The organism is Acinetobacter sp. SWBY1, assembly GCF_002946595.1.
Classification (GTDB): domain Bacteria; phylum Pseudomonadota; class Gammaproteobacteria; order Pseudomonadales; family Moraxellaceae; genus Acinetobacter; species Acinetobacter towneri.
The window spans coordinates 101,961-124,512 of record NZ_CP026616.1; the positions used below are offsets into that span (position 1 = coordinate 101,961).

18 protein-coding genes, 1 tRNA gene and 1 pseudogene are annotated in these 22,552 nt (G+C 41.3%); 16 read left to right on the forward strand and 4 right to left on the reverse strand.

Features of this window, described 5'->3' with window-relative positions; genetic code table 11:
* Positions 1–12 precede the first annotated feature (12 nt).
* Positions 13–1,029 carry an EF-P beta-lysylation protein EpmB gene (epmB, locus tag C3Y93_RS00510; RefSeq protein WP_104851779.1) on the reverse strand — a complete coding sequence of 339 codons (1,017 nt, stop codon included), beginning with the start codon at positions 1,027–1,029 and terminating at the stop codon, positions 13–15.
* A gap of 312 nt (positions 1,030–1,341) precedes the next feature.
* Between epmB and efp the strand changes: the two genes are divergently transcribed.
* The 13 genes and pseudogenes from efp (at position 1,342) to rnhB (ending at position 14,578) form a co-directional block, all read left to right on the forward strand.
* Positions 1,342–1,911 carry an elongation factor P gene (efp, locus tag C3Y93_RS00515; RefSeq protein ID WP_004971615.1) on the forward strand — a complete coding sequence of 190 codons (570 nt, stop codon included), beginning with the start codon at positions 1,342–1,344 and terminating at the stop codon, positions 1,909–1,911.
* 577 nt (positions 1,912–2,488) lie between these two features.
* Positions 2,489–4,588 (forward strand): carbon starvation CstA family protein, encoded by a 2,100-nt coding sequence (locus C3Y93_RS00520; protein ID WP_104851780.1) that lies wholly within the window; start codon positions 2,489–2,491, stop codon positions 4,586–4,588.
* Positions 4,589–4,601: 13 nt separating this feature from the next.
* Entirely contained in the window at positions 4,602–4,904 is a 303-nt protein-coding gene (locus tag C3Y93_RS00525; protein WP_104853218.1) for a YbdD/YjiX family protein, read from the forward strand.
* Positions 4,905–5,061: 157 nt separating this feature from the next.
* A complete protein-coding gene (locus C3Y93_RS00530) occupies positions 5,062–6,021 on the forward strand; it encodes an AAA family ATPase (protein WP_104853219.1) in 960 nt (319 codons plus the stop codon).
* Between the two features lie 7 nt (positions 6,022–6,028).
* Positions 6,029–6,937 (forward strand): DUF58 domain-containing protein, encoded by a 909-nt coding sequence (locus C3Y93_RS00535; RefSeq protein ID WP_104851781.1) that lies wholly within the window; start codon positions 6,029–6,031, stop codon positions 6,935–6,937.
* A gap of 5 nt (positions 6,938–6,942) precedes the next feature.
* On the forward strand, positions 6,943–8,967 hold the full coding sequence (locus tag C3Y93_RS00540; RefSeq protein WP_104853220.1) for a transglutaminaseTgpA domain-containing protein: 2,025 nt from the start codon (positions 6,943–6,945) through the stop codon (positions 8,965–8,967).
* 32 nt (positions 8,968–8,999) lie between these two features.
* Positions 9,000–9,076 (forward strand) — tRNA-Val (locus tag C3Y93_RS00545).
* Positions 9,077–9,301: 225 nt separating this feature from the next.
* Positions 9,302–9,873 (forward strand): annotated as a pseudogene (locus tag C3Y93_RS00550) (ABC transporter permease); the annotation flags it as partial.
* A 76-nt stretch (positions 9,874–9,949) separates the two neighbouring features.
* Positions 9,950–10,129: a hypothetical protein gene (locus C3Y93_RS00555; protein WP_104851782.1), complete on the forward strand. Its 180-nt coding sequence runs from the start codon at positions 9,950–9,952 to the stop codon at positions 10,127–10,129.
* Positions 10,130–10,545: 416 nt separating this feature from the next.
* A complete protein-coding gene (locus C3Y93_RS00560; RefSeq protein WP_026438181.1) occupies positions 10,546–11,868 on the forward strand; it encodes an NCS2 family permease in 1,323 nt (440 codons plus the stop codon).
* A 97-nt stretch (positions 11,869–11,965) separates the two neighbouring features.
* Entirely contained in the window at positions 11,966–12,979 is a 1,014-nt protein-coding gene (locus C3Y93_RS00565; protein WP_104851783.1) for an adenosine deaminase, read from the forward strand.
* Between the two features lie 538 nt (positions 12,980–13,517).
* Entirely contained in the window at positions 13,518–13,904 is a 387-nt protein-coding gene (locus C3Y93_RS00575; protein ID WP_104851785.1) for a hypothetical protein, read from the forward strand.
* 92 nt (positions 13,905–13,996) lie between these two features.
* Complete coding sequence (gene rnhB, locus C3Y93_RS00580) at positions 13,997–14,578, forward strand: ribonuclease HII (RefSeq protein ID WP_104851786.1); 582 nt, start codon at positions 13,997–13,999, stop codon at positions 14,576–14,578.
* A 138-nt stretch (positions 14,579–14,716) separates the two neighbouring features.
* Here rnhB and csrA read toward each other — a convergent pair whose 3' ends face one another.
* The 3 genes from csrA to alaS all read right to left on the reverse strand — a co-directional run bounded on the left by csrA (position 14,717) and on the right by alaS (position 19,262).
* Positions 14,717–14,971, reverse strand: a complete 255-nt coding sequence (csrA, locus tag C3Y93_RS00585; protein ID WP_004971589.1) for a carbon storage regulator CsrA — start codon at positions 14,969–14,971, stop codon at positions 14,717–14,719.
* Positions 14,972–15,223: 252 nt separating this feature from the next.
* Entirely contained in the window at positions 15,224–16,504 is a 1,281-nt protein-coding gene (locus C3Y93_RS00590) for an aspartate kinase (protein WP_104851787.1), read from the reverse strand.
* Between the two features lie 64 nt (positions 16,505–16,568).
* Complete coding sequence (gene alaS / locus C3Y93_RS00595) at positions 16,569–19,262, reverse strand: alanine--tRNA ligase (protein ID WP_171287371.1); 2,694 nt, start codon at positions 19,260–19,262, stop codon at positions 16,569–16,571.
* 451 nt (positions 19,263–19,713) lie between these two features.
* Between alaS and C3Y93_RS00600 the strand changes: the two genes are divergently transcribed.
* The 3 genes from C3Y93_RS00600 to C3Y93_RS00610 all read left to right on the forward strand — a co-directional run bounded on the left by C3Y93_RS00600 (position 19,714) and on the right by C3Y93_RS00610 (position 22,530).
* Positions 19,714–20,748, forward strand: a complete 1,035-nt coding sequence (locus tag C3Y93_RS00600; protein WP_096901062.1) for a type I glyceraldehyde-3-phosphate dehydrogenase — start codon at positions 19,714–19,716, stop codon at positions 20,746–20,748.
* A gap of 135 nt (positions 20,749–20,883) precedes the next feature.
* The gene (locus C3Y93_RS00605; RefSeq protein ID WP_004971580.1) at positions 20,884–21,198 is read left to right on the forward strand and encodes a hypothetical protein; all 315 of its coding nucleotides are present in this window, start codon (positions 20,884–20,886) and stop codon (positions 21,196–21,198) included.
* A gap of 165 nt (positions 21,199–21,363) precedes the next feature.
* A complete protein-coding gene (locus C3Y93_RS00610; protein WP_096901061.1) occupies positions 21,364–22,530 on the forward strand; it encodes an ATP phosphoribosyltransferase regulatory subunit in 1,167 nt (388 codons plus the stop codon).
* The last annotated feature ends 22 nt before the right edge of the window (positions 22,531–22,552 follow it).

Below are 22,552 nucleotides of genomic sequence, written 5' to 3' on the forward strand. Positions count from 1 at the left end.
TTGTTATTTAACTCAATAAGTTGAAACCCCAAAAAGCGGTGTCTTGTTTTTTTCGCCCGCAATTTCCCTAACGAGTTTAGGAACTAAATAGCCGGGTAAGTTCGCTAAAAGCTCTTTATAGATGTGATCAATGTCTTGCGGCATTAAATCAAAATGATGCGCTCCTTTTACTTTATCTAACACATGTAAATAGTAAGGCATCACCCCTGCATCAAAAAGACGATAGCTTAAATCGACCAAGACCTGAGCAGAATTATTGACCCCATTTAATAAGACTGCTTGATTCAGAACGGTGATGTTTTGTTCGACTAACTTGGCAAGTTGCGAACAGGTAAAGTCATCTAATTCTGATGCGTGGTTCGAGTGTACCACTAGAATAATACGCAGCCTACTATTTTTTAGTAAGGAAATCAGCGATTCATCGATACGGTTGGGAATAACAATCGGAACTCGTGAATGAATTCTCAAAAATTTTATTTGCGGAATAGACGCCAATCGCTCAATCCAGATATTTAATTTACGATTTGACAAAGTGAGCGGGTCGCCACCACTTAAAATCACTTCATTAATATCGGGCTGACTTTCAATGTAATTACGGATATTGTCCCAGTCTTCAGTTTTTGGCAGATTTTCCTGATAAGGAAAGTGCCTGCGGAAACAATAACGACAATGTACTGCGCAAGCACCAGTCAAGGTCAGCAAAAAGCGTGATTTATATTTGTGTAAGACTCCAGGTTGTTGATTGGCTTGTTCCTCACCCAAAGGGTCGGTCACAAATCCAGGATGATCTTCCAGTTCTAAATGATGCGGCAGAACCTGTAACAGTAAAGGATCGAGTGGATTGCCTTTTTGCATTTTGGCCACAAATGCACGCGGGATACGCAATTTAAACTGATTGGATGCCAGTAAAGCACCTGACAGCAATTGCTGTTCAGACAGCTCTAAAATATTTAACAATTCGCGTGGGTCGGTGATCAAGTCACTGAGTTGAGATTGCCAGTTTTGTTCTTGGTACAGGTAGTTGATCATGCCAGAAAAGATTTAAATATGAGGTGAAAGGAACCAAGTACACATCTATTTAGCGTAGATGAATTCTTTGTTCATTGAGCGTGAATGCCGCGAATGATTAATCGCTTTGAATCAGAATCATTACAAAACAGCTGATTTTACCGATATCTTGAGGTGATCGGTAGTGGATTTTCATTGCTTCGTTATGGCTTGCTCATTTACAATACGTCCGATGAAAAAAGATGTTGCAAGATGGCGAGCATCGCAAAGCTGCGTTGGTCATTTGCTTTGTAACATAAATAGTTAAGTTAGTCAGTTTGGAGTGTGCCAGTCATGGCCTATTATTCTACGAATGATTTCAAGTCAGGCCTTAAGGTTATGCTTGATGGTAACCCATGTTCAATCATGGAAAATGAATATGTAAAGCCAGGTAAAGGTCAAGCGTTTAACCGCGTAAAACTTCGTAACCTTCGTTCTGGTAAAGTTTTAGAAAAAACATTTAAGTCTGGTGATTCACTAGAAGCAGCTGACATTGTAGAAGTAGAAATGGAATACCTCTACAACGATGGCGAAATGTGGAACTTCATGGATCCTGTATCTTTTGAGCAAATTGCTGCTGACAAAACCGCAATGGGCGATGCTGCAAAATGGTTAAAAGATGATTCAAACGAAAAATGTACCATTATGTTGTTTAACGGTGTGCCTTTAACTGTAAACGCACCAAACTTCGTGGTATTAAAAATTGTTGAAACTGATCCAGGTGTACGTGGCGATACTTCTGGTGGTGGCGGTAAACCAGCGAAATTAGAAACAGGTGCAGTGGTACGTGTTCCTTTATTCGTACAGCAAGAAGAAAGCGTTCGTGTAGATACACGTACAGGTGAATACCTAGAACGCGCATAATGATTTATTGATAAATCATAAGTAAAAGAGGGGGATGATTCGCGTCATCCCCCTTTTTTGTTGATTTGATTATGTGGTAAAAGAATAGGTGAAAAGTATAGGAAACTGTTGGTGCTCCATTTAAGTGTACGGTAGCGCACACTATGGATGTAAGGGCAGCAGACATCAAAATAAAAGGAGCAGGATCAACCAAGGATTTAGGAATTAAAGCAAGGGTCTGTAGACATTTCATAAATGGCTTGCGCTGTAGGCTAAAACTGAGCAGATCAGGCATGAAACGCAGGGAATAGCGAGACTATTGCCAAGTTTCATAACGCAATCTGAGAAAGTTTTAGCCACAGCCTTAGCAAAAACAAGCACTGCTTTGTTTGCAGTGCAAGGCGCAGCGAAGGACAAGCATATTTTTTTGCTGCTATTTCGTTATGAGTCAGTCATTTAGAATGACTAAATTTCCTGCCTCATGCCTTATATCAGTTAAAAAATATGCGTAGTCGCAAACATAGACGAAGTGTCTACAGCCCCTAAATCTCGACAATAAAAGTAACGCTTAAAAAATGTAACAAGAAGAGAGATTGACATGGAAACAGTTCAACCGAAGTCAGGTCTGACTTCAAAAATTATATGGCTTTTGGTCGCTATATTGGGTGCAGTATCTTTTGGGATATTGGCAGTCAGTAGAGGCGAACACGTCAATGCAGTCTGGTTAGTTTTAGCTGCGGTCTGTGTCTATAGCATTGCATACCGCTTCTACAGTTTATTTATTGCCACCAAAGTATTTGAGTTAAATGAGCGACGCTTAACGCCCGCACATCGTTTGGCTGACGGTTTAGATTATGTGCCCACCAATAAAAGTGTGTTATTTGGTCACCACTTTGCCGCGATTGCAGGTGCAGGCCCTTTAGTTGGGCCTATTCTTGCAGCACAAATGGGTTATTTACCCGGCACGATCTGGCTTTTAGTCGGGGTGGTGTTGGCAGGTGCAGTCCAAGACTTTTTGGTTTTGTTTATTTCTACACGTCGTGATGGGCGTTCTTTGGGAGAAATGGCAAAACAAGAGTTGGGTTCATTTGCTGGTGTGATTGTCATGCTGGGTGCGCTGGGCGTGATGGTGATTATTCTTGCCGTACTCGCTTTGGTTGTCGTGAAAGCTTTAACCAATAGTCCGTGGGGCGTATTTAGTATTGCAGCCACCATCCCAATTGCGATTTTCATGGGCATTTATATGCGTTTTATTCGCCCGGGGAAAATTGCTGAGGTTTCCATCATTGGTTTTGTCCTGATGATGATGGGTATTATTTATGGTGAAAATGTTGCACAGCATCCATTCTGGGGGCCTTTATTTACTTTAAGTGGCACAGAATTAACGTGGTGTTTAATTGCCTACGGTTTTATTGCTTCAGTTTTGCCAGTGTGGTTGTTATTGGCGCCACGTGATTATTTATCGACGTTCTTAAAAATTGGTGTTATTGCGGGTTTGGCTGTCGGGATTGTGTTTGCAATGCCTGAAATGAAGATGCCTGCGGTGACCCATTTTATTGATGGTACAGGGCCAGTATTTGCGGGTTCATTGTTCCCATTCTTATTTATTACCATTGCCTGTGGTGCGATTTCAGGTTTCCACGCCTTAGTGTCTTCAGGTACGACGCCAAAACTAGTCAATAACGAAAAAGACATTCGGATGATTGGTTATGGCGGCATGTTGATGGAGTCTTTCGTGGCAATCATGGCAATGATTTGTGCCACGGTGCTAGACCCAGGCGTGTACTTTGCCATTAATGCACCCACTGCAGTTTTAGGTACAACGGTGGAAAGTGCAGCAGAAGCGGTACGAAATTTAGGCTTTGTAGTGACTCCTGAGGCTTTAACCATTTTGGCAAAAGAAGTCGGTGAAAGCTCGATTCTGTCACGTACGGGTGGTGCGCCAACGTTTGCAATTGGTATGGCACATATCATCACCGAGATTTTTAATAACCGCTCAATGATGGCATTCTGGTATCACTTTGCCATTTTATTTGAAGCCTTATTTATTTTAACTGCAGTAGATGCAGGCACACGTGCTTGCCGTTTTATGGTGCAAGATACTGTAGGTATTGTTATTCCTGCAGTGAAAAATTCACATAACTTCTTTGGTAACTTGCTTGGCACAGCAGTTGCGGTGGCTGGTTGGGGCTTCTTCGTCTATCAAGGCGTGGTCGATCCTTTAGGCGGTATTAATAGCTTATGGCCTCTATTTGGTATTGGTAACCAAATTTTGGCAGCGATGGCGCTCATTTTAGGTACAGTGATTCTGTTTAAAATGAAAAAAGAAAAATATGTTTGGGTGACGATTATCCCTACAGTTTTCTTGTTCATTACTTCAATGACTGCAGGTTGGCAAAAGATTTTCCACGACAATCCCAAAATTGGTTTCTTGGCGCAAGCAGATCGTTTCAATGCTGCAATTCAACGCAATGAAATTTTAGCACCTGCAAAAACAGTGACTGAAATGCAAACCATTGTCATGTCCAATCAAATTAATGCCGTGTTATGTGGTTTCTTTATGATTGTGGCATTTGTGATGTTGTTCGCTGCCATTGGGGTGATTCGTCGTGCATTGGCAAATCCAACGCCAACCGTACATGAAGCCGAAGCGATTTATCGCGATCCTGAAACGATTCAGCCGAATAGCGGTCATTAGGAGTGAGCACATGATTAAGCTTAAATTTGCCCAACAAGGTAAAACGGTGATTTACAACATCATTAAAATGACCATCATGTCGCAAAAGGATTTGATTCTGAATCCGAAAAACTGGTCGCGTATCGCTACTTTATGGCAGCGTTTGCAACAAAGTTTTCGTTTAATGGTCGGTGTACCCGATTATCAGAATTATTTGGAACACATGCGTAAGCATCATCCAGATTTAGAAGCCATGGATCCGAAGACTTTTTATCGCTACTGTGTCGATGTGCGTTATCCATCGGCAAAAGGTGGTTTGAAAAAGTGTCCGTGTTAATCCCGTATCACGATGGAAATGTATAGAGATACGAGCTGTTTAAAACTTACTTTTTTAGGCAGTTTAGAATATCTCGAGGATTTCTTTGGAAATTTAGCAAAACGGTGTATGTTTAAACATGCGCCGTTTTTTATTGGGGATAAGGGGATTTACTGTGATTTGGGGTACAGAAAAAGTTCAAAAACAACAACTGACGCAAGCGCAGCAACAGCTCAATGCACAGATTGAATCTTATGCTGGAAAAATTCAGGCTTTTTTGACTGAAATTAATACCATTATTTTAGATAAAGAACAGCAGACCAAATTGGCGTTAAGTTGTTTGTTGGCGGGCGGGCATGTGCTTTTTGAAGATTTACCCGGATTAGGTAAAACGACTTTATCGAGTGCCTTATCGCACTTGGCGGGTCTGCAATTTCAGCGTATTCAGTTTACCAATGACATGCTGGCCAGTGATGTGATTGGCGTGAATATGTTTAATCAAAAAGAACATCAATTTGAGTTTAAGCAAGGCCCTATTTTTACCCAAATTTTATTGGCAGATGAAATTAACCGTTGTTCGCCTAAAACCCAAAGTGCCTTGTTGGAAGCGATGGAAGAAGGCGCGGTTACGGTGGATGGTGTGCGTTATAGCTTGCCGCAACCTTTTTGGGTGATTGCCACACAAAATCCACTGTTTCAAAGTGGTACTTATGCGCTGCCAGAATCACAGCTCGATCGTTTTTTAATGCGTCTGTCTTTGGGTTATCCATCGCGTTTTGCTGAAAAAATGCTGTTGCAACAAAACTCCAGACATGCGCTGATTGCCAGTTTGGCCCATATTTTTACTGAAACAGAAATTTTAAATTTACAGCAATTGGTCACAGAAATTTATGTGTCAGATACCGCGCTAGACTACTTACTCGACTTAGCCGCAGAAACCCGTAAAGCGCGTCACGGATTATCTACCCGTGGTGTTTTGGCACTTAAAAAAGCAGCGCAAGCACATGCCTTAATTGAGCAACGCAGTTTTGTCACTGCCGATGATATTCAAGCGGTATTTGTGGCAGTTGCCGCACATCGTATTGGATTGAGTGAGGCAGAAACTTTGCATGTGATGCAACAGGTTAAAGTGAGTTAGTACACGCATGTTTAAGCAGGCATGGCAAAACTGGATCAAGACACGTTTTAAGTTTGATCGACACAAAACCTTAAAACAAAAAGATATTTTGGTTTTTATTTACCAACAGGGTTATCTGTATTTAGTGCTGATTTTAATCACGTTTATTGCGGGTGTGAATTATGGCAATAACCTGATTTTAGGCTTTTGCTTTTTGATCAGCGCCATTTTATGTATCAGCTTTTATTTGACCTTTAAGCAGTTGCATGAATTAGAGATAGAAATTGTGACTACTGAAGTTGGGCAAGTGGGCGAAGTATTGCAATTACAATTGCATTTCAAACAAGAGGTCGCGCAGGCACGTTATTTATGGATTAAAGCCAATCATCAATTAGAAAAGGTTCTTATTCAAGACACCCAGCAGCAGTATGTATTGACATTTTTTGCGGAGCAACGTGGGCAGTTTAATTTCCCTCATTTACACATTTATTCGGTTTATCCTTTTGGCTTGGTACGTGCGTGGACTTATTTGAATTTGACACGTACCGCGTGGGTTGCGCCCAAAGCCGCCATGTATAGCGCAGAGAATAAACAGCATCAACACAGCTTTCAACCCGATTTAGACGAGTTTCGTGAGCTGCGTGATTTTCAATTGGGCGATTCCTTACAAGCCGTGTCGTGGAAGCAAGCGGCACGCGGTCAGGGCTTATATGTGAAAGTTTTTGAACAATATCAGGATCAACAGAGTATCGACATTCACTATGAACACATGCCTGCACCGACCCACGAAGAAAAACTAAGTTTGATGATGGGCTTAGTTGAACAATGTGAACAACAACAGTTGAATTATGCGATGTTTTTGCCGCATGCGACCCTTGAAAAAGGCGTAGGCGAGCGACAGTTGAAACAGGCAAAAATTCTTTTGGCACAGGCTTAATGACGATGCATACATCAATTCAGCAATCGATTTTACTCAGTTTATTTCTGATTTTAATCGCACATCTGCAGTTTAGTCCGTTGGCATTGAGTGTAATTTTTGCCCTCATGTGGCTGATATTGTTTGTGCATTATCGAAAAAAAACAGCACGTATTTCTAAAACCTTAACCTTTGCTTTGACGATTGCTGCTTTAATCAGTATTTTTCTCAGTTATAAAACGCTGATTGGGGTAGAGGCTGGAGTGGCATTATTAAGTACATTCTTATTTGCCAAAGCCTTAGAAAGTCACAATAAACGCGACCTGATTATTTTATTTAACTTTGCCTTATTCGTAAGTGCGAGTTCCTTTTTATATAGCCAAAGTATGTGGATGACGGCAATCGTCATTTTATGTTTATTGAGCTGTTTGATTGGATTGTATCGGATTCAGAAAAGTGAATTTGCTGATCACTTACGCAATACGGCTAAGCAAGATGCCAAAAATGATTTAAAGCATGTCGCTAAATTTATTGCATACGCTTTACCATTTTTTCTGTTGCTGTTTTTGTTTTTTCCACGCTTACCACCCTTGTGGCACGTACCTATACCGGATGCCAAAGGCGTGACAGGTATTAGTGACACGATGTCACCGGGCGATATTGCCGAATTATCACAATCTTCTGCTTTGGCATTTCGTATTGTGGGGAATATGCAGCAACTGCCGCCACGTTCAAAACTATATTGGCGGGCGATGGTACTTGATCAATATGATGGTCGCACATGGACAAGCAATTTTAGCAATCAACAACCCGTTCAGGCAGCACAATTACAGCCAGAGCAAGTCGATTTTCAGTATCAATATATTGCCGCAGACCCACGTGCACAGTGGATTATGGCGCTGGAAAAATCTGTACCGAATCAACACGGTTATGTATTACGCCGTGATTGGAGTATGGTGCCACAGCGTCAAAATGGTCGGATTCAACCGATTGCTTTGCAGTGGGTTGGGGAATCCGCACGTATTCAAGGGGATGATGCACAGAACGAGCGTTATCGACGCTTTAGCCAGCGTTTAAATGTTCAGGTACAGACGCAATCTGACCCAAAAGCTCAGCAATTTGCCCTGCAGATGTTTGCTCAAAGTCAGCAACAACCTGAACGCTACGTGCAGAATGTATTGCAGTGGTATCGCAATAATGGTTTTAGTTATACCTTAAAACCCGGAACACTCGGACAAAATCGGGTCGATGAATTTTTATTTCAGAGCAAGCAAGGCTTTTGTGAGCATTATGCCTCAAGTTTTGCCTTGCTGATGCGCTATGTCGGAGTCCCTGCACGTGTAGTCGTGGGCTATCAGGGCGGGGAACTTGCACCCGATGGACAAAGCTGGGAAGTACGACAGCAAGATGCACATGCTTGGACAGAAGTGTTGCTCAATCAACAATGGGTACGCATAGATCCGACAGCCATCATTGCACCTCAACGTATAGATGATGGTATGCAAAACCTAATGGCAGATGATCGGGCCGTTTTGGGTGCTGACACACAAATGTGGCAATACCAACATTCTAATTTTATTCGTTCTTTACGGGTGTGGAGTGATTATGCAAGTTATCAATGGCAAAGCAAGGTCGTGGGTTATGATGCCGAGTCACAGCGTCACTGGTTTGGACGCTTAGGGCTGCACTCAAACTATGCTTTGGCAGCGGTGTTGGTTTCAAGTATTCTCATGATCTTAGCAGGGTATTTTGGCTGGATTTTTTGGAAAAAACGTCAGCAAGGTTCTCGCATAAATCGTGCCTTAGACAAATTTTCTAAAAGATTGCCCGCTCAGTTGCAAAAACAGGATGCAGAAACAGTGAGTGTGTGGATGCAGCGTTTAGCAGCGCAGGTAGATGCAAATGAACAAGAGGCATTTAAGCGTTTAGGCGTGTGCTATCAACAATATTCTTATGCGCCTGAACATGACCGTGTTTCAGAGCAGGTGTTTTTTGATTTGCTTAAAACTTGCTCGGATGTGTTGAAAAAACACAGAAAGGACTTGTCTTAAAAATCAAAACTGAATATGATGCCAAACACTTTAGGCGTATAGCTCAGTTGGTTAGAGCGCTACGTTGACATCGTAGAGGTCTCCAGTTCGAGTCTGGATATGCCTACCAATACATTAAAATTATATGTTGTTACATAACTTCATATAAGTAATAAAGCTCTGAATTATAACGATTTAGGGCTTTTTTATTGCTTTTCTTAAAGATACATAAATTCGCTTATAGTTTAAAAATATGTACACAGTGGTGTACACATGTAAGTTTTCGGCTTATTTTGCACTAATTGGTTTTTATTTTGCACTAGAGCTTTGAAGCCTCTTTCCACATTTCATTTGTGCACTGATTCGTGAGCGAGAACATGGCACCATTAAGCATTTAATGGTTATGCTAGTCACGGTTTTTGAAATTATGCTGGCAAAGGTTTTATCGATGAGCCTTGTGGTGCTTTTAGCAGCTTTTTTAGGCTTAAAAGTAGTGGTGCAGGGGGCATTACAGGTACCCATAGAAGGAAGTTTGCTGTTATTTTTCTTTGGAGCCTTGCTGACCTTATTTGCAACAACCTCAATGGGTATATATATGGCAACCGTGTCTAAATCGATGCCGCAATTCGGTTTGCTGATGATGCTTATTCTGATTCCCTTGCAAATGTTGTCTGGGGCAAGTACACCACGAGAAAGCATGCCAGAAATTATTCAAAATATCATGTTGATTGCAACGACAATGCATTTTGTAACATTGGCGCAAGCAATTTTATACCGAAATGCAGGATTGGATGTGGTCTGGCCTTCCTTTCTATGGTTAATCACCATTGCAACAACATTTTTCTATGTCTCTTGAAACACTTTAAAAACATCAATCAGACAATGGCGCAATGGGGGCTAAGTGAATGGCTTATGAGCGAATTTTGATGTAAGTACATTAAGAGTTACATTGCACATAATTTTTGATACTATGTATTAAAATTGTTCACTAAAAGTAAATGACATGAAACACAATCTTGTACTAATTTTGGTGGTGTTGGTCGTTTTATTAGGTTATCTTGTTTACTTGGAAGAGCAAACGAGAAAGCAGGCAGAACTGAACCAAGTTTTGACTGAATCTGCAAATTTATCGCTAGAAAAAACAGAAGCCGCTACACCTCGCGCTTTGCAAGTCACAGAATAAACGTAGAAATTTCTAACATGCTGTCTGGTAATTGCCTTATTCATCACTCTTTTGTGTGGTTCACTTTATCGTAAAATTTTATCTTTAATTCAAAAAACTAGAATTTAAAAAAAATCCCTATGATATAATTTGCCAATTGAAACTGCTTCATCACAACTCAATTGCATTACTTTTGAGAGTGCCTGAAGTAAAAAAGATGAATAAAGCTGCATAAAATTTATGCGGCTTTTTTATTTAGCATTCCGAAATTTTGATTTTGATAAAATCAAATGCTTGATTGTGAATTAAGTTTATCTTTTTTGTGTAATTTTACATGCTTATTGGGCAAATCCATTGTTGCAACTAACACAGGCTTTTAAGTGCTGACTTAAAATTCAGTCATGCTGCAAATTCAGTTTATTTACAGGGGCTAGGTCATGACGACTCCTAATCCATCCTCAGCGGGAATGCTTGAGCGCTTATTCAAATTAAGCGAAAACAAGACTACATTCCGTACCGAGATTTTGGCGGGTGTAACCACCTTCTTAACTATGTGTTACATCATTATTGTCAATCCAATGATTTTATCTGAAACAGGAATGGATCATGGAGCTGTCTTTGTTGCCACCTGCTTAGCCGCAGCAATTGGCTGTTTGGTGATGGGAATTGTTGCTAACTACCCAATAGCACTGGCACCGGGCATGGGGCTAAATGCCTATTTCACTTACTCGGTGTGTTTAGGCATGGGAGTGCCTTGGCAAACGGCTTTGGCTGCAGTTTTTGTATCAGGGATTATCTTCATTGCCATTAGCATGTTTAAAATCCGTGAAGCAATTGTCAATGCCATTCCTATGTCATTAAAATTAGCCATTGGCGGTGGTATTGGTTTATTCCTTGCTTTAATCGCACTTAAAAATGCTGGTGTTATTGTCGATAATCCTGCGACTTTGGTGGGCTTAGGTGACTTAAAACAACCCACTGTACTTTTAGCGCTATTGGGGTTTTTAATGGTGGTGGTGATGCATCACTTTAAAGTGCGTGGTGCAATTATCATCAGTATTTTGGTGCTAACTGCGATTTCAACAGCTTTAGGTCTAAGCGAATTTAAAGGAGTGGTTGGTGAAATTCCATCTATTGCACCTACTTTTATGCAGATGGACTTTGAAGGTCTATTTACAGCAAGTTTAATTGGTGTAATTTTCGTATTTTTCTTGGTCGATTTATTTGACTCCACAGGCACTTTAGTGGGTGTTTCACACCGCGCAGGCTTGTTACAAGATGGTAAATTACCTCGTTTGAAAAAAGCGCTTTTTGCCGATTCTTCTGCCATTGTAGCAGGTGCGGCATTGGGTACATCTTCAACAACGCCATATATTGAATCATCTGCAGGTGTTGCAGCGGGTGGTCGTACTGGTTTAACCGCAGTGATTGTTGGCTTGTTGTTTATTGCCTGTTTATTTCTAGCGCCGCTCGCGCAATCGGTACCTGGTTTTGCAACAGCACCTGCCTTGTTATTTGTGGGTGTATTGATGATTCAGGGCATTGTGCATATTGATTGGGATGACATTACCGAAGCAGTACCTGCCTTCTTAACCCTCGTGTTCATGCCATTTACCTATTCCATTGCCGATGGCATCGCCATGGGCTTTATTAGCTATGCGCTGATTAAACTACTCACAGGCAAAGCGAAATCTGTACCTTATATGGTTTGGATTATTGCTGTACTTTGGGCATTAAAATTTGCCATGTTTGGCGGTTAATATTTTAAACGGAAAAGGGGTGTAAACTCAGTTTGCACCCTTTTTTATTTTGATCAGTTTTTAAAACTCTCCCATTCAATAGCAAAAAGGACAGAACATGAATCAACTTGAGCTAATCCGAGCATTACCTAAAGCAGAACTGCATGTGCATATTGAAGGTACTTTTGAACCAGAATTGATGTTTGCTATTGCGCAGCGCAACCAAATTGACATCCCTTATCAGTCTGTAGAAGAAGTCAAACAAGCCTATAATTTTCATAACTTGCAGTCTTTTTTAGATATTTATTATGCAGGCGCACAAGTGTTGGTGCATGAGCAAGATTTTTACGATTTGGCTTGGGCGTATTTTGAAAAATGTGCTGAAGACCGTGTGGTACATACCGAAATGTTTTTTGACCCGCAAACCCATACCGAGCGTGGTGTGGCATTTGCAACCGTGATTAATGGTTTACAACGTGCTTGCGAAGATGCACAAACAAAATTAGGCATCAGTTCACATTTAATTATGTGTTTCTTGCGTCATTTAAGTGAAGATGCTGCATTTGTTACGCTAGAAGAGGCTTTACCTTATAAAGACCAAATTATTGCAGTAGGTTTGGATTCAAGCGAAGTCGGGCATCCACCTTCAAAGTTTGAGCGTGTCTTTGCCAAAGCGCGTGAAGCAGGTTTTTTGGTCGTTGCTCATGCGGGCGAAGAAGGGCCTGCTGAATATGTCTGGGAAGCATTAGATTTACTGAAAGTAAACCGTATTGATCATGGTGTGCGTTCTGAAGAAGACCCTGTGTTAATGCAACGTTTAATTGAAGAAAAAATGCCGCTCACGGTCTGCCCATTGAGTAATTTAAAGTTGTGTGTGGTGGATGATATGGCACAGCACAATATTCGTCGTTTGTTACAGCAGGGTGTTAAAGTGACCGTCAATTCAGATGACCCAGCTTATTTTGGTGGCTATATGAATGATAACTTTGTTGCAATTAGCCAAGCTTTAGATTTAAGCAATGCTGAATTAAAACAATTGGCGATTAACTCTTTTGAAGCATCATTTATTTCGGTTGAAGAAAAGCAAAAAAGGATTGATCAAATTCAGACATTGCAGGGAAGCATCCACTGAACACACCTTAAACACTTGTCTTCTAAGCCTAAATTTAATCCTCACTTAAATACCCAAGTGAGGATTTAAATATATGTCTACAAATAACCAGACAGCTATTATTTCTCATGCGAAAAACGAAGACCATACCCTGCTGAATTTAAATAGCTAATTGTTCAGGCTCGTAAAGCAGTGAACGTTTCAATTGCTTCAGTCGCTTTGCAACATGGATAGAATGCAAATCTTATATATTAATGTAACGTTCAATTGATGCTAAGCCAGAAAATGATCGCTCCCATTACTTGATAAACCTGCATTTATTAGCAAACCTTGCTCTGCATGATTAAATTCTTGTTCTATATGTTTCAACGGCATTCTAAATTTGCCCCCCTTTGATCTTGTTTTAAGTTTCAATTTGGGGCTGAACCCCACTATGACCTTAAGCCTAAGCAGATGAATGTAGAAATTGCAAAAAGATATTCCTTCGCTAAATAAGTTTAGGCACAATAGCGACATTGTTTCATCTAAACGACTTGAATATTAAATACAGGAAATATCCATGAAAAAACTACTCGCTGTATTTGCACCTATCGCTTTGGCTTTATCTGCATGTACCACAACAACAGGTACTACTACAGGAACGACAACTGCACCGACAGCAACTCAACAATTGGGTATGGCGGCGATTAAAATTGCCATCAACGCAAAATGTGTCACTGAACTGAATAACATTCCTGCATGGCACACTGCGACACGTATGATGACAACAACGCAAAAGCAAAATGTTCAAGCTGAAATTTGTGGCTGTGTTAGCGAAAAAGCACCACAAAACGTGACAGCAGTAGATTTAGCCACTGCAGCAATTGACCCTGCTGCACGTGCAACCATTGTGAGCAATGCAGTATCTCGAACCATTAATGCATGTGTGGCAGAAGCAGTAAAATAAGTTTAGTGAATCTGAATAATTAAAAAGGCGGCGTGATGACGCGCATCGTGAGTTAGGCTGAATATTTCAGCCTATTTTTTCTGGAAATAATGATGAAAATTGCAGGTGTAGATGAAGCAGGGCGTGGGCCTTTAGTGGGTTCTGTTGTCGCTGCGGCAGTGATTTTAGATCCGAATAACCTGATTGAAGGTTTAAATGATTCTAAAAAGTTGACTGAAAAAAAACGTGAAAAGTTGTTTGTTGAAATTCAGGAAAAAGCTTTGGCTTGGGCAATTGCAGAAGCCTCTGCAGCCGAAATTGATGAACTGAATATTTTGCAAGCATCGTTATTGGCAATGCGTCGAGCGGTAGAAGCCTTGTCTATTCAACCTGAGCATGTCTTGGTCGATGGCAATAAAATTCCGCAAGGTTTAGCAATGTCGTGTGATGCAGTTATTGGGGGCGATGCATTACATGCAGAGATTTCGGCAGCCAGTATTTTAGCCAAAGTGGCGCGTGATCGTGAAATGGTGTTGCTTGACCAAGCATTTCCGCAATTTGGTTTTGCTCAACACAAAGGGTACCCAACCAAAGCCCATTTTGAAGCAATTGCGCAGCATGGCGTAATTGCGGCACATCGACGAAGTTTTGCACCTGTGCGTAAGGCTTTGGAATTGATGGAAAACTCACAGTAATTTTCATGCAAAACTTGTGCTGAGTTGCCTGTAAAATAGCTTTTACATGATTTGAATCAGGGCAAGTTTTTAAAAAGCATTCAGCAGAAAAATTTAAAGCGGCAAATGAGCCGCTTTATATTCAATTACCTTAATCGTTTAACGATTAAAGTCATTTTGCGAGTAGTTATCTTCTTCAAATGAAGGTTGATAATCTTGATCTAAGTGTTGCAAATGCTCGTGCATGGCACGTTCGTGTTGAATACGTTGATAGATTTCTTCACGATGAACCGATACTTCTTTCGGGGCATTTACACCAATACGAACTTGGTTACCTTTGACACCAAGCACAGTCACGCTGACTTGGTCCCCAATCATTAATGTTTCTCCGACACGTCGGGTCAGAATCAGCATGTTTATCTCCTTGCAAAATGCTAAACCTGCATTGATTTTTAAAGCAATTTAAAAGTCACAACCAAATAAAAAAACCAGTAAATTTTAACGGAACGTATCATTATTTATTTTATAAGATACAGCGCTGCCAAAATTTATGAAAGCATGTTGCTCAATATAACAGAGCCACTATAAAAAAAACTATAGTGGCTCTAATTTTTTGTACTTTTTCGCAAAATTTGTCAGACAATTACATTTTCTGACAGGCGAGTATTAAGCGCGTGCGCTAGACTCACCACTTTCACGATCTAGACCAAATACAGTGTGTAAAGTACGAACTGCAAGCTCTAGGTAGTTTTCTTCAATAATGACTGAAATTTTAATTTCAGAAGTAGAAATCATGAGAATGTTAATGCCTTCATCTGCAAGGGCAGTAAACATTTTGCTTGCAACACCTGCATGTGAACGCATACCTACACCAACGATAGATACTTTCACGATGTCGCCACGTGTAGCCACTTCACGCGCACCAATTTCTTTAGCTGTTGCTTCAAGGATTGATTTTGCTTTGGCAAGTTCGCCACGGTTTACAGTAAAGGTAAAGTCAGTTGTACCATCTTCTTCTACGTTTTGGATGATCATGTCGACTTCAACATTGGCAGCGCCAATAGGTGACAAGATTTTAGATGCAATACCTGGCTCGTCAGGCACACCTAAAATAGTTAATTTTGCTTCGTCACGGTTAAACGCGATACCTGAGATGATAGGTTGTTCCATGTTGTCTTCCAATTCAGTAGTAATGAGTGTGCCGACATTTTGTTTAAAATCTTCGTCGAATGCGCCATCATTGTCATTATCAAAACTTGATAATACACGTAAAGGTACTTGGTATTTACCTGCAAATTCAACCGCACGAATTTGCAATACTTTAGAACCTAAAGAAGCCATTTCTAGCATTTCTTCAAAAGAAATACGATCTACTTTTTTGGCTTTTGGTGCAACGCGTGGGTCTGTGGTGTAAACGCCATCTACGTCAGTGTAAATTTGACATTCATCGGCTTTCAATGCAGCAGCAAGTGCAACGCCAGAAGTATCAGAACCGCCACGACCTAAAGTCGTGGTGTTACCTTCAGCATCAAACCCTTGGAAACCAGCAACCACAATCACACGGCCTGCGTCTAGGTTTTCAGTCAATACATCGGTATTGATTGATTCAATACGTGCTTTGGTAAAAGCGCTGTCAGTTTGAATACCAACTTGGCGACCTGTTAGTGATTTTGCTGCAACGCCAATAGAGTTCAGCGCCATCGCTAACATCGAAATCGTTACCTGTTCGCCTGTAGACACCATTTGGTCTAGTTCGCGCGGGTCAGGGGTTTCGGTAATGGCTTTCGCGAGAGCGAGTAGGCGATTGGTTTCGCCACTCATGGCAGAAACCACAACCACTACTTTGTGGCCATGATCATGCCAGCGCTTCACACGACGAGCAACATTTAAAATGCGCTCGGGGGTACCCATTGAAGTACCGCCATATTTTTGAACGATTAGTGCCATAGTTGTTCCATATAAGCCATGACCCTGAATTACCGGTTCAGGGTCAGTTACACAAAAAGTGAAGTTATTTTGCCGCAAGCCAAGCAGTTAAATCTGCCATTACTGTTGCAAACTTCTCGTTAAGTGGCGCGCCACCTTGTGCCAAATCAGGTTTACCACCACCTTTACCACCTAGCTCTGTAGCCAAGTGTTTAATGATGTCACCTGCTTTAATCGTAGCAGTAAAGTCTTTTGCAACAGAAGCGATTAAGCTGACTTTATCGTCTTCTACACCTGCAAGTACAATCACTGCATTGTCGAGTTTAGATTTTACACCGTCGTGTAAGTTACGCAGTGATTTTGCGTCCATACCTTGAGCCGTTGTAATCAGCGTTTGACGACCCGCAATCTCTTGAACTTGGCTTAGAAGTTCTGTTGCTTGGAAGTTTGCCAATTTTTGATTGAGCTGTTCAATTTGTTTTTGAAGGCTAGAGGCAGTGTCGACCAAACTGGTGACTTTTTCTAAAGTCTGGTCTTTTTGCGCTTTTAATAATGCATTGATGCTGCTGATATCGCGTTCAGTTTTTTGAACGGCTTCAACGGCTTTGCTGCCTGTAATCGCTTCAATACGACGCACGCCAGCTGCAACACCACCTTCAGAGATGATTTTGAATAAGCCAATATCGCCCGTACGTTTTACGTGAATACCACCACACAGTTCAATCGAGAAGTTTTTATCTTCGATCATAGAACCCATAGAAAGTACGCGAACTTCATCACCATACTTTTCGCCAAATAGCATCATCGCACCTTTGGCTTTCGCTGCTTCAATGTCTAATAGTTCAGTAGACACGGCAGTGTTGGCAATCACTTCTGCATTGACCAAGCGCTCAATTTCTTGCAATTGCTCAAATGACACAGGTTGGTCATTGGCAAAGTCAAAACGTAAAATGTCAGAGGCAACCAATGAACCTTTTTGTTGTACATGCGCACCCAAAACTTGACGTAGGGCAGCATGTAACAGGTGTGTTGCAGAGTGATTGCGTGCAGTTGCTTCGCGGATATCTGCTTTTACAATGGCTTCGACCGTTTGCGCAGCTTTTAGGCTGCCCATCGTCACAATACCTTGATGGACAAATGCACCGCCAGATTTTTTGGTGTCTTGAACTTCAAAAATACCTGTTTCGTTTTTGAAGAGTCCTGTGTCGCCAATTTGACCACCGCTTTCTGCATAGAAAGGCGTTTGATTCAGTACGATTAAGGCTTCATCGCCTTCAACGACTTCATCAACTTGCTCACCATCTTTATAGATTGCGATGATTTGACCTTCGCCTGCAGTAGCATCGTAACCATCGAATTGAGTGTCACCTTCAATTTTCACAATCGAGTTGTAGTCAACAGCAAATTTACCTGCGTCACGTGCACGTTGGCGTTGTGCTGCCATTTCAACTTCAAAACCCGCTTCGTCAATGGTCAATTCACGTTCACGCGCAATGTCTGCTGTTAAGTCAGTCGGGAAGCCGTAAGTGTCATACAGTTTAAATACGACTTCGCCTGGAATTACAGAGCCTTTCAGTTGCGCTAATTCACCTTCAAGCAATTTCAAACCTTGCTCAAGTGTTTTGGCGAATTGCTCTTCTTCTTTCAGAAGTTGCGCTTCAATACGTGCTTGTTGTGCTGCAAGTTCAGGATAGGCATCACCCATTACTTCAATGAGTGGCTTCAACATTTTATGGAAGAATGAACCTGTTGCGCCTAATTTGTTGCCGTGACGTACTGCACGACGAATAATACGACGTAAAACATAACCACGACCTTCGTTAGAAGGGTTTACACCATCGGCAATTAGGAAGCAGCAAGAGCGGGCGTGGTCAGCTACTACTTTAAGTGAAGCAGGGTAGTCTACAGGTTTACCAGTTTGCTGTGCAGTTGCCTCAAGCTCAGTTGTGTCTAAACCAATAATTTCTGCTGCATTTTTGAGTAAGTGCTGGAACAGGTCAATTTCGTAGTTTGAATTCACATGTTGCAATACTGCAGAAATACGTTCCAAGCCCATACCTGTATCTACAGAAGGTGCTGGAAGCGGGTGTAATACACTATCTGCAGTGCGGTTGAACTGCATAAATACGTTGTTCCAGATTTCAATGAAACGGTCGCCATCTTCTTCAGGCGTGCCTGGTAAGCCACCCCAGATATGATCGCCATGATCATAGAAAATTTCAGAACAAGGACCGCAAGGACCTGTATCACCCATTGCCCAGAAGTTATCTGAAGCATATTGGCCGCCTTTGTTGTCGCCAATACGGATAATGCGAGATGCATCTAAACCAATTTCTTTGTTCCAGATGTCAAACGCTTCATCATCGGTATGATAAACCGTGGCATATAAACGGTCTTTCGGTAGTGCCAACCATTGTTCGCCTGTTAGAAATTCCCAAGCAAATTTAATCGCATCACGTTTGAAGTAATCACCAAACGAGAAGTTACCTAGCATTTCAAAGAAAGTATGGTGACGTGCGGTATAGCCTACGTTGTCTAAGTCGTTGTGTTTACCGCCTGCGCGCACACATTTTTGAGAAGAGACAGCACGTACATAATCACGTTTTTCTAGCCCAAGGAAACAGTCTTTAAACTGGTTCATACCCGCATTGGTAAATAACAAGGTTGGGTCGTTGGCGGGTACTAGAGAACTCGATGCGACACGTGTATGCCCTTGCGATTCAAAGTAACGCAAAAATGCTTCACGAATTTCAGCTGATGTCATAAAACGAGTACTCACAACCAAGTCACTCCATAATTTCCGATTTGGCTAAACGCAAGACAGTCTGACAAAAATAATTCTTTTGCTGTCATGCAGGCTTAAAATTTTAAAAACGCCAAATTATAACGGAAAAAGCCATTATCACCAATCATTTTAGTGTGAATAGATGACAATTCTGACGCAAACTTTGTTGCGATTACGCAGAATAAATCTTTGCAATAGAAGATGATGGAAAATTGCTGACGAAAGTGGGGCATGATGAGCTGTTGTTGAATGTTTGTGCGTAGGCCAGAGTGTCAAACTAATCAACCACAAGCTGAAATTGTTAGATGGGTATTTTGAGTTTGCCGAATTAATCAGCAAATTAAGTGAAAAATCCCAGAATTGATCTGATTTTTTTCAGTAAGGCCTCAAAATCTATTAACATAGTCTGTGCTTAAATTTTGATTTCATTATGAAAGGATCAGTCATGCAACGAGTGGCAATCAATGGCTTTGGTAGAATCGGGCGCAATGTGCTGCGGGCTTGGTTTGAAAATCCCAAAGACTTTCATTTTGAAATCGTCGCCATAAATGACATTGCCGATGTAGAAACCTTGGTTCATTTATTTAAATATGACAGTACCCATGGTCGTTTTAAAGGACAGGTGGAAATTAGCCTCGAAAATGAACAGATTTTTTTGAATATTTCTGCAGGTTTGGCGCAATTAAAAGTTCAGGTGTTGAATCAGGCTCAACCTGCGCAATTACCGTGGCAAGCCTTAAATGTTGATGTGGTATTGGAATGTACAGGGTTGTTCCGTTCCCGCGAGGCGGCAACGCAGCATATTACTGCGGGCGCCAAACGTGTAATTATTGGTGCTGCACCATTCGATACTGTAGATGCTGCGATTGTTTATGGTGTGAATCATCATGAAGTCAAAAGTACCGACCAAATTATTTCCAGCGTATCTTGTACCACGCAGGCTTTAGTACCATTAGTTAAAATCATTGATGATGCTTTCGGAATTGATACCGCATTAATGACTGAAATTCATGCAGTCACAGCCGATCAAACTGTATTGGATCAAGCACACCGTGATTTACGTCGTGCGCGTGCATCAGGGCAAAATATTATTCCTACAACTTCATCTGCCTTGGGTGCATTAAAACAAGTCATGCCAAAAATGGCAGATCGGATTGATGGTTACTCGATTCGTGTACCGACCATTAATGTTGCAGCTATTGATTTAACTTTTATTTCTCAGTCACCAATTACGGTGCACAAATTGAATCAGGTGTTGTGTGCTTCGGCAGCGCATGATTATGCCGAAATTATGCAAGTGACCGATGAGCCTTTGGTATCGAGCGACTTTAACCATTCACCTTATTCTTTAATTGTCGATTTAAGTCAAACCATGGTCGTGGGTCATCAAGCCAAAGTTTTTGCGTGGTATGACAACGAGTGGGGTTATGCCAACCGTTTACTAGATTTGTGTGAATCTTTTAGTCAGCGGGCGGTGTAAGCGGCTACTTTTTAAGACATATACAAAGTGTGAATAGCGTGTAATAGTGATGACAGATTTTACACTTCGTATTCACGGTTAATTCACTGATTGATATAACAAAGTTTGCATAGAAAATTTGAATAGAGTAGTGGCATGATGATTATTTTATTGTGGGGATTTATTTTTTTGCTGGCACTTGCTGTCATTTTTCTGATTTGGTTGCAATTTAAAAATCAGGCAGACAGCAGCAGCGACGTGCAGCATCAACAGCAAGTCGAGCAAAAAGTATTACATTTAGAAGAGCATCTAAAAAAGACGTTGGAGATTATGCAAGATTTGGCTAAAAAGATGCAGGTTCAGCAAGATGCGCTAGATAAAACCGTGCAAAAAACCGCACAGCTTGAAATGCAAAATGCTGAGTTGGTCAGTTTATTGGCAAAGGCGGTGAAATCAAATCAGGACTTTTAAATGATGGCTTTGAAAGATGTGGTGTATTCATATTTTTTTACCGCATATTTCAGAAAAAGTCAGGTGCATGAGCAAAAGTATCATGCTAAACTAGGAGAAATCGGGTGTGCTCCCGATTTTTTTATGCGGATTCGTTCCGCGCAAACAAGAATTTAGGTTTACAACATGCCCATTTCAGAGACATGGTTATTACCTGATGGTGTAGCTGATGTATTACCAGAACAAGCGCAAGTGATTGAAAGCTTGCGTCGTAAGTCACTGGATTTCCTCGCATCTCGAGGTTATCAGTTGGTGTACACGCCATTCATAGAATACATTGAATCTCTATCTTCTCTTTCAGAATCGAATCAAGATTTAGACCTTGCCACATTTAAAGTGATCGACCAACTTTCAGGTCGTTTGCTGGGTGTTCGTGCCGATATGACACCACAAGTGGCGCGTATTGATGCGCATGTACATCCTGTAGATGGCATTGCACGTTACTGTTATGCAGGTACGGTTTTACATACCAAACCACAAGGTTTTAATACCACACGTGCACCATTACAATTGGGTGCAGAGTTATTTGGTTCAGACAGCATTGATGCCGATGTAGAAATGGTTGATCTGATGCTCAGCTTGCTAAAAGAAGCAGGTTTGGCAGAAGGTGTGCATTTAGACTTGGGTCATGTCGGCTTGTTCCGTAGCTTGGTTAAACAAGCAGAATTAAGCAAAGCCACTGAACGTCAATTGTCAGATTTATATCAGCGTAAAGCATTGCCTGAATTGGCAGAATTTACCCAAGATTTAAATTTCGGTTCAGATTTTTATGCTTTAGGTCGCTATGCCAGTGATTTAACTGCTTTGCAGGCTCATTTAAGTGCTGATGTGTTGGAAAATACCGAATTTAAGCAAGCGTTTGAAGCCGTGAAAGCAACACAAGCTGAAATTCAGGCACGTTGGCCAAACTTGCATATTGGTATTGATGTGGTTGAGCTGCGTTCTTATCACTATCACACAGGTTTAATGTATGCAGTGTATGCGCCAAATCGTGCTGCACCATTGGCACAAGGCGGTCGTTATGATGGCATTGGTCAGCATTTCGGACGTGCGCGCCCTGCAACAGGTTTCTCTTGTGACTTGTTTGTATTAAGTGCAGGTCGTTTTGAATCATCGTCTGTTGTTGTTGCGCCTAAAGGCTCACAACCTGATTTAATCGCGGCTATCCAAAACACACGTGCGCAAGGCTTTAGTGTAATCCAATTGTTGGGTAATGATGATTTAAACTCGGTTCCATACGCAACGCACCAATTGGTTCTTGCAAATGGTGAGTGGACAGTCGAAAAAATTTAATCGCCAAGGCATGTTTCATGTT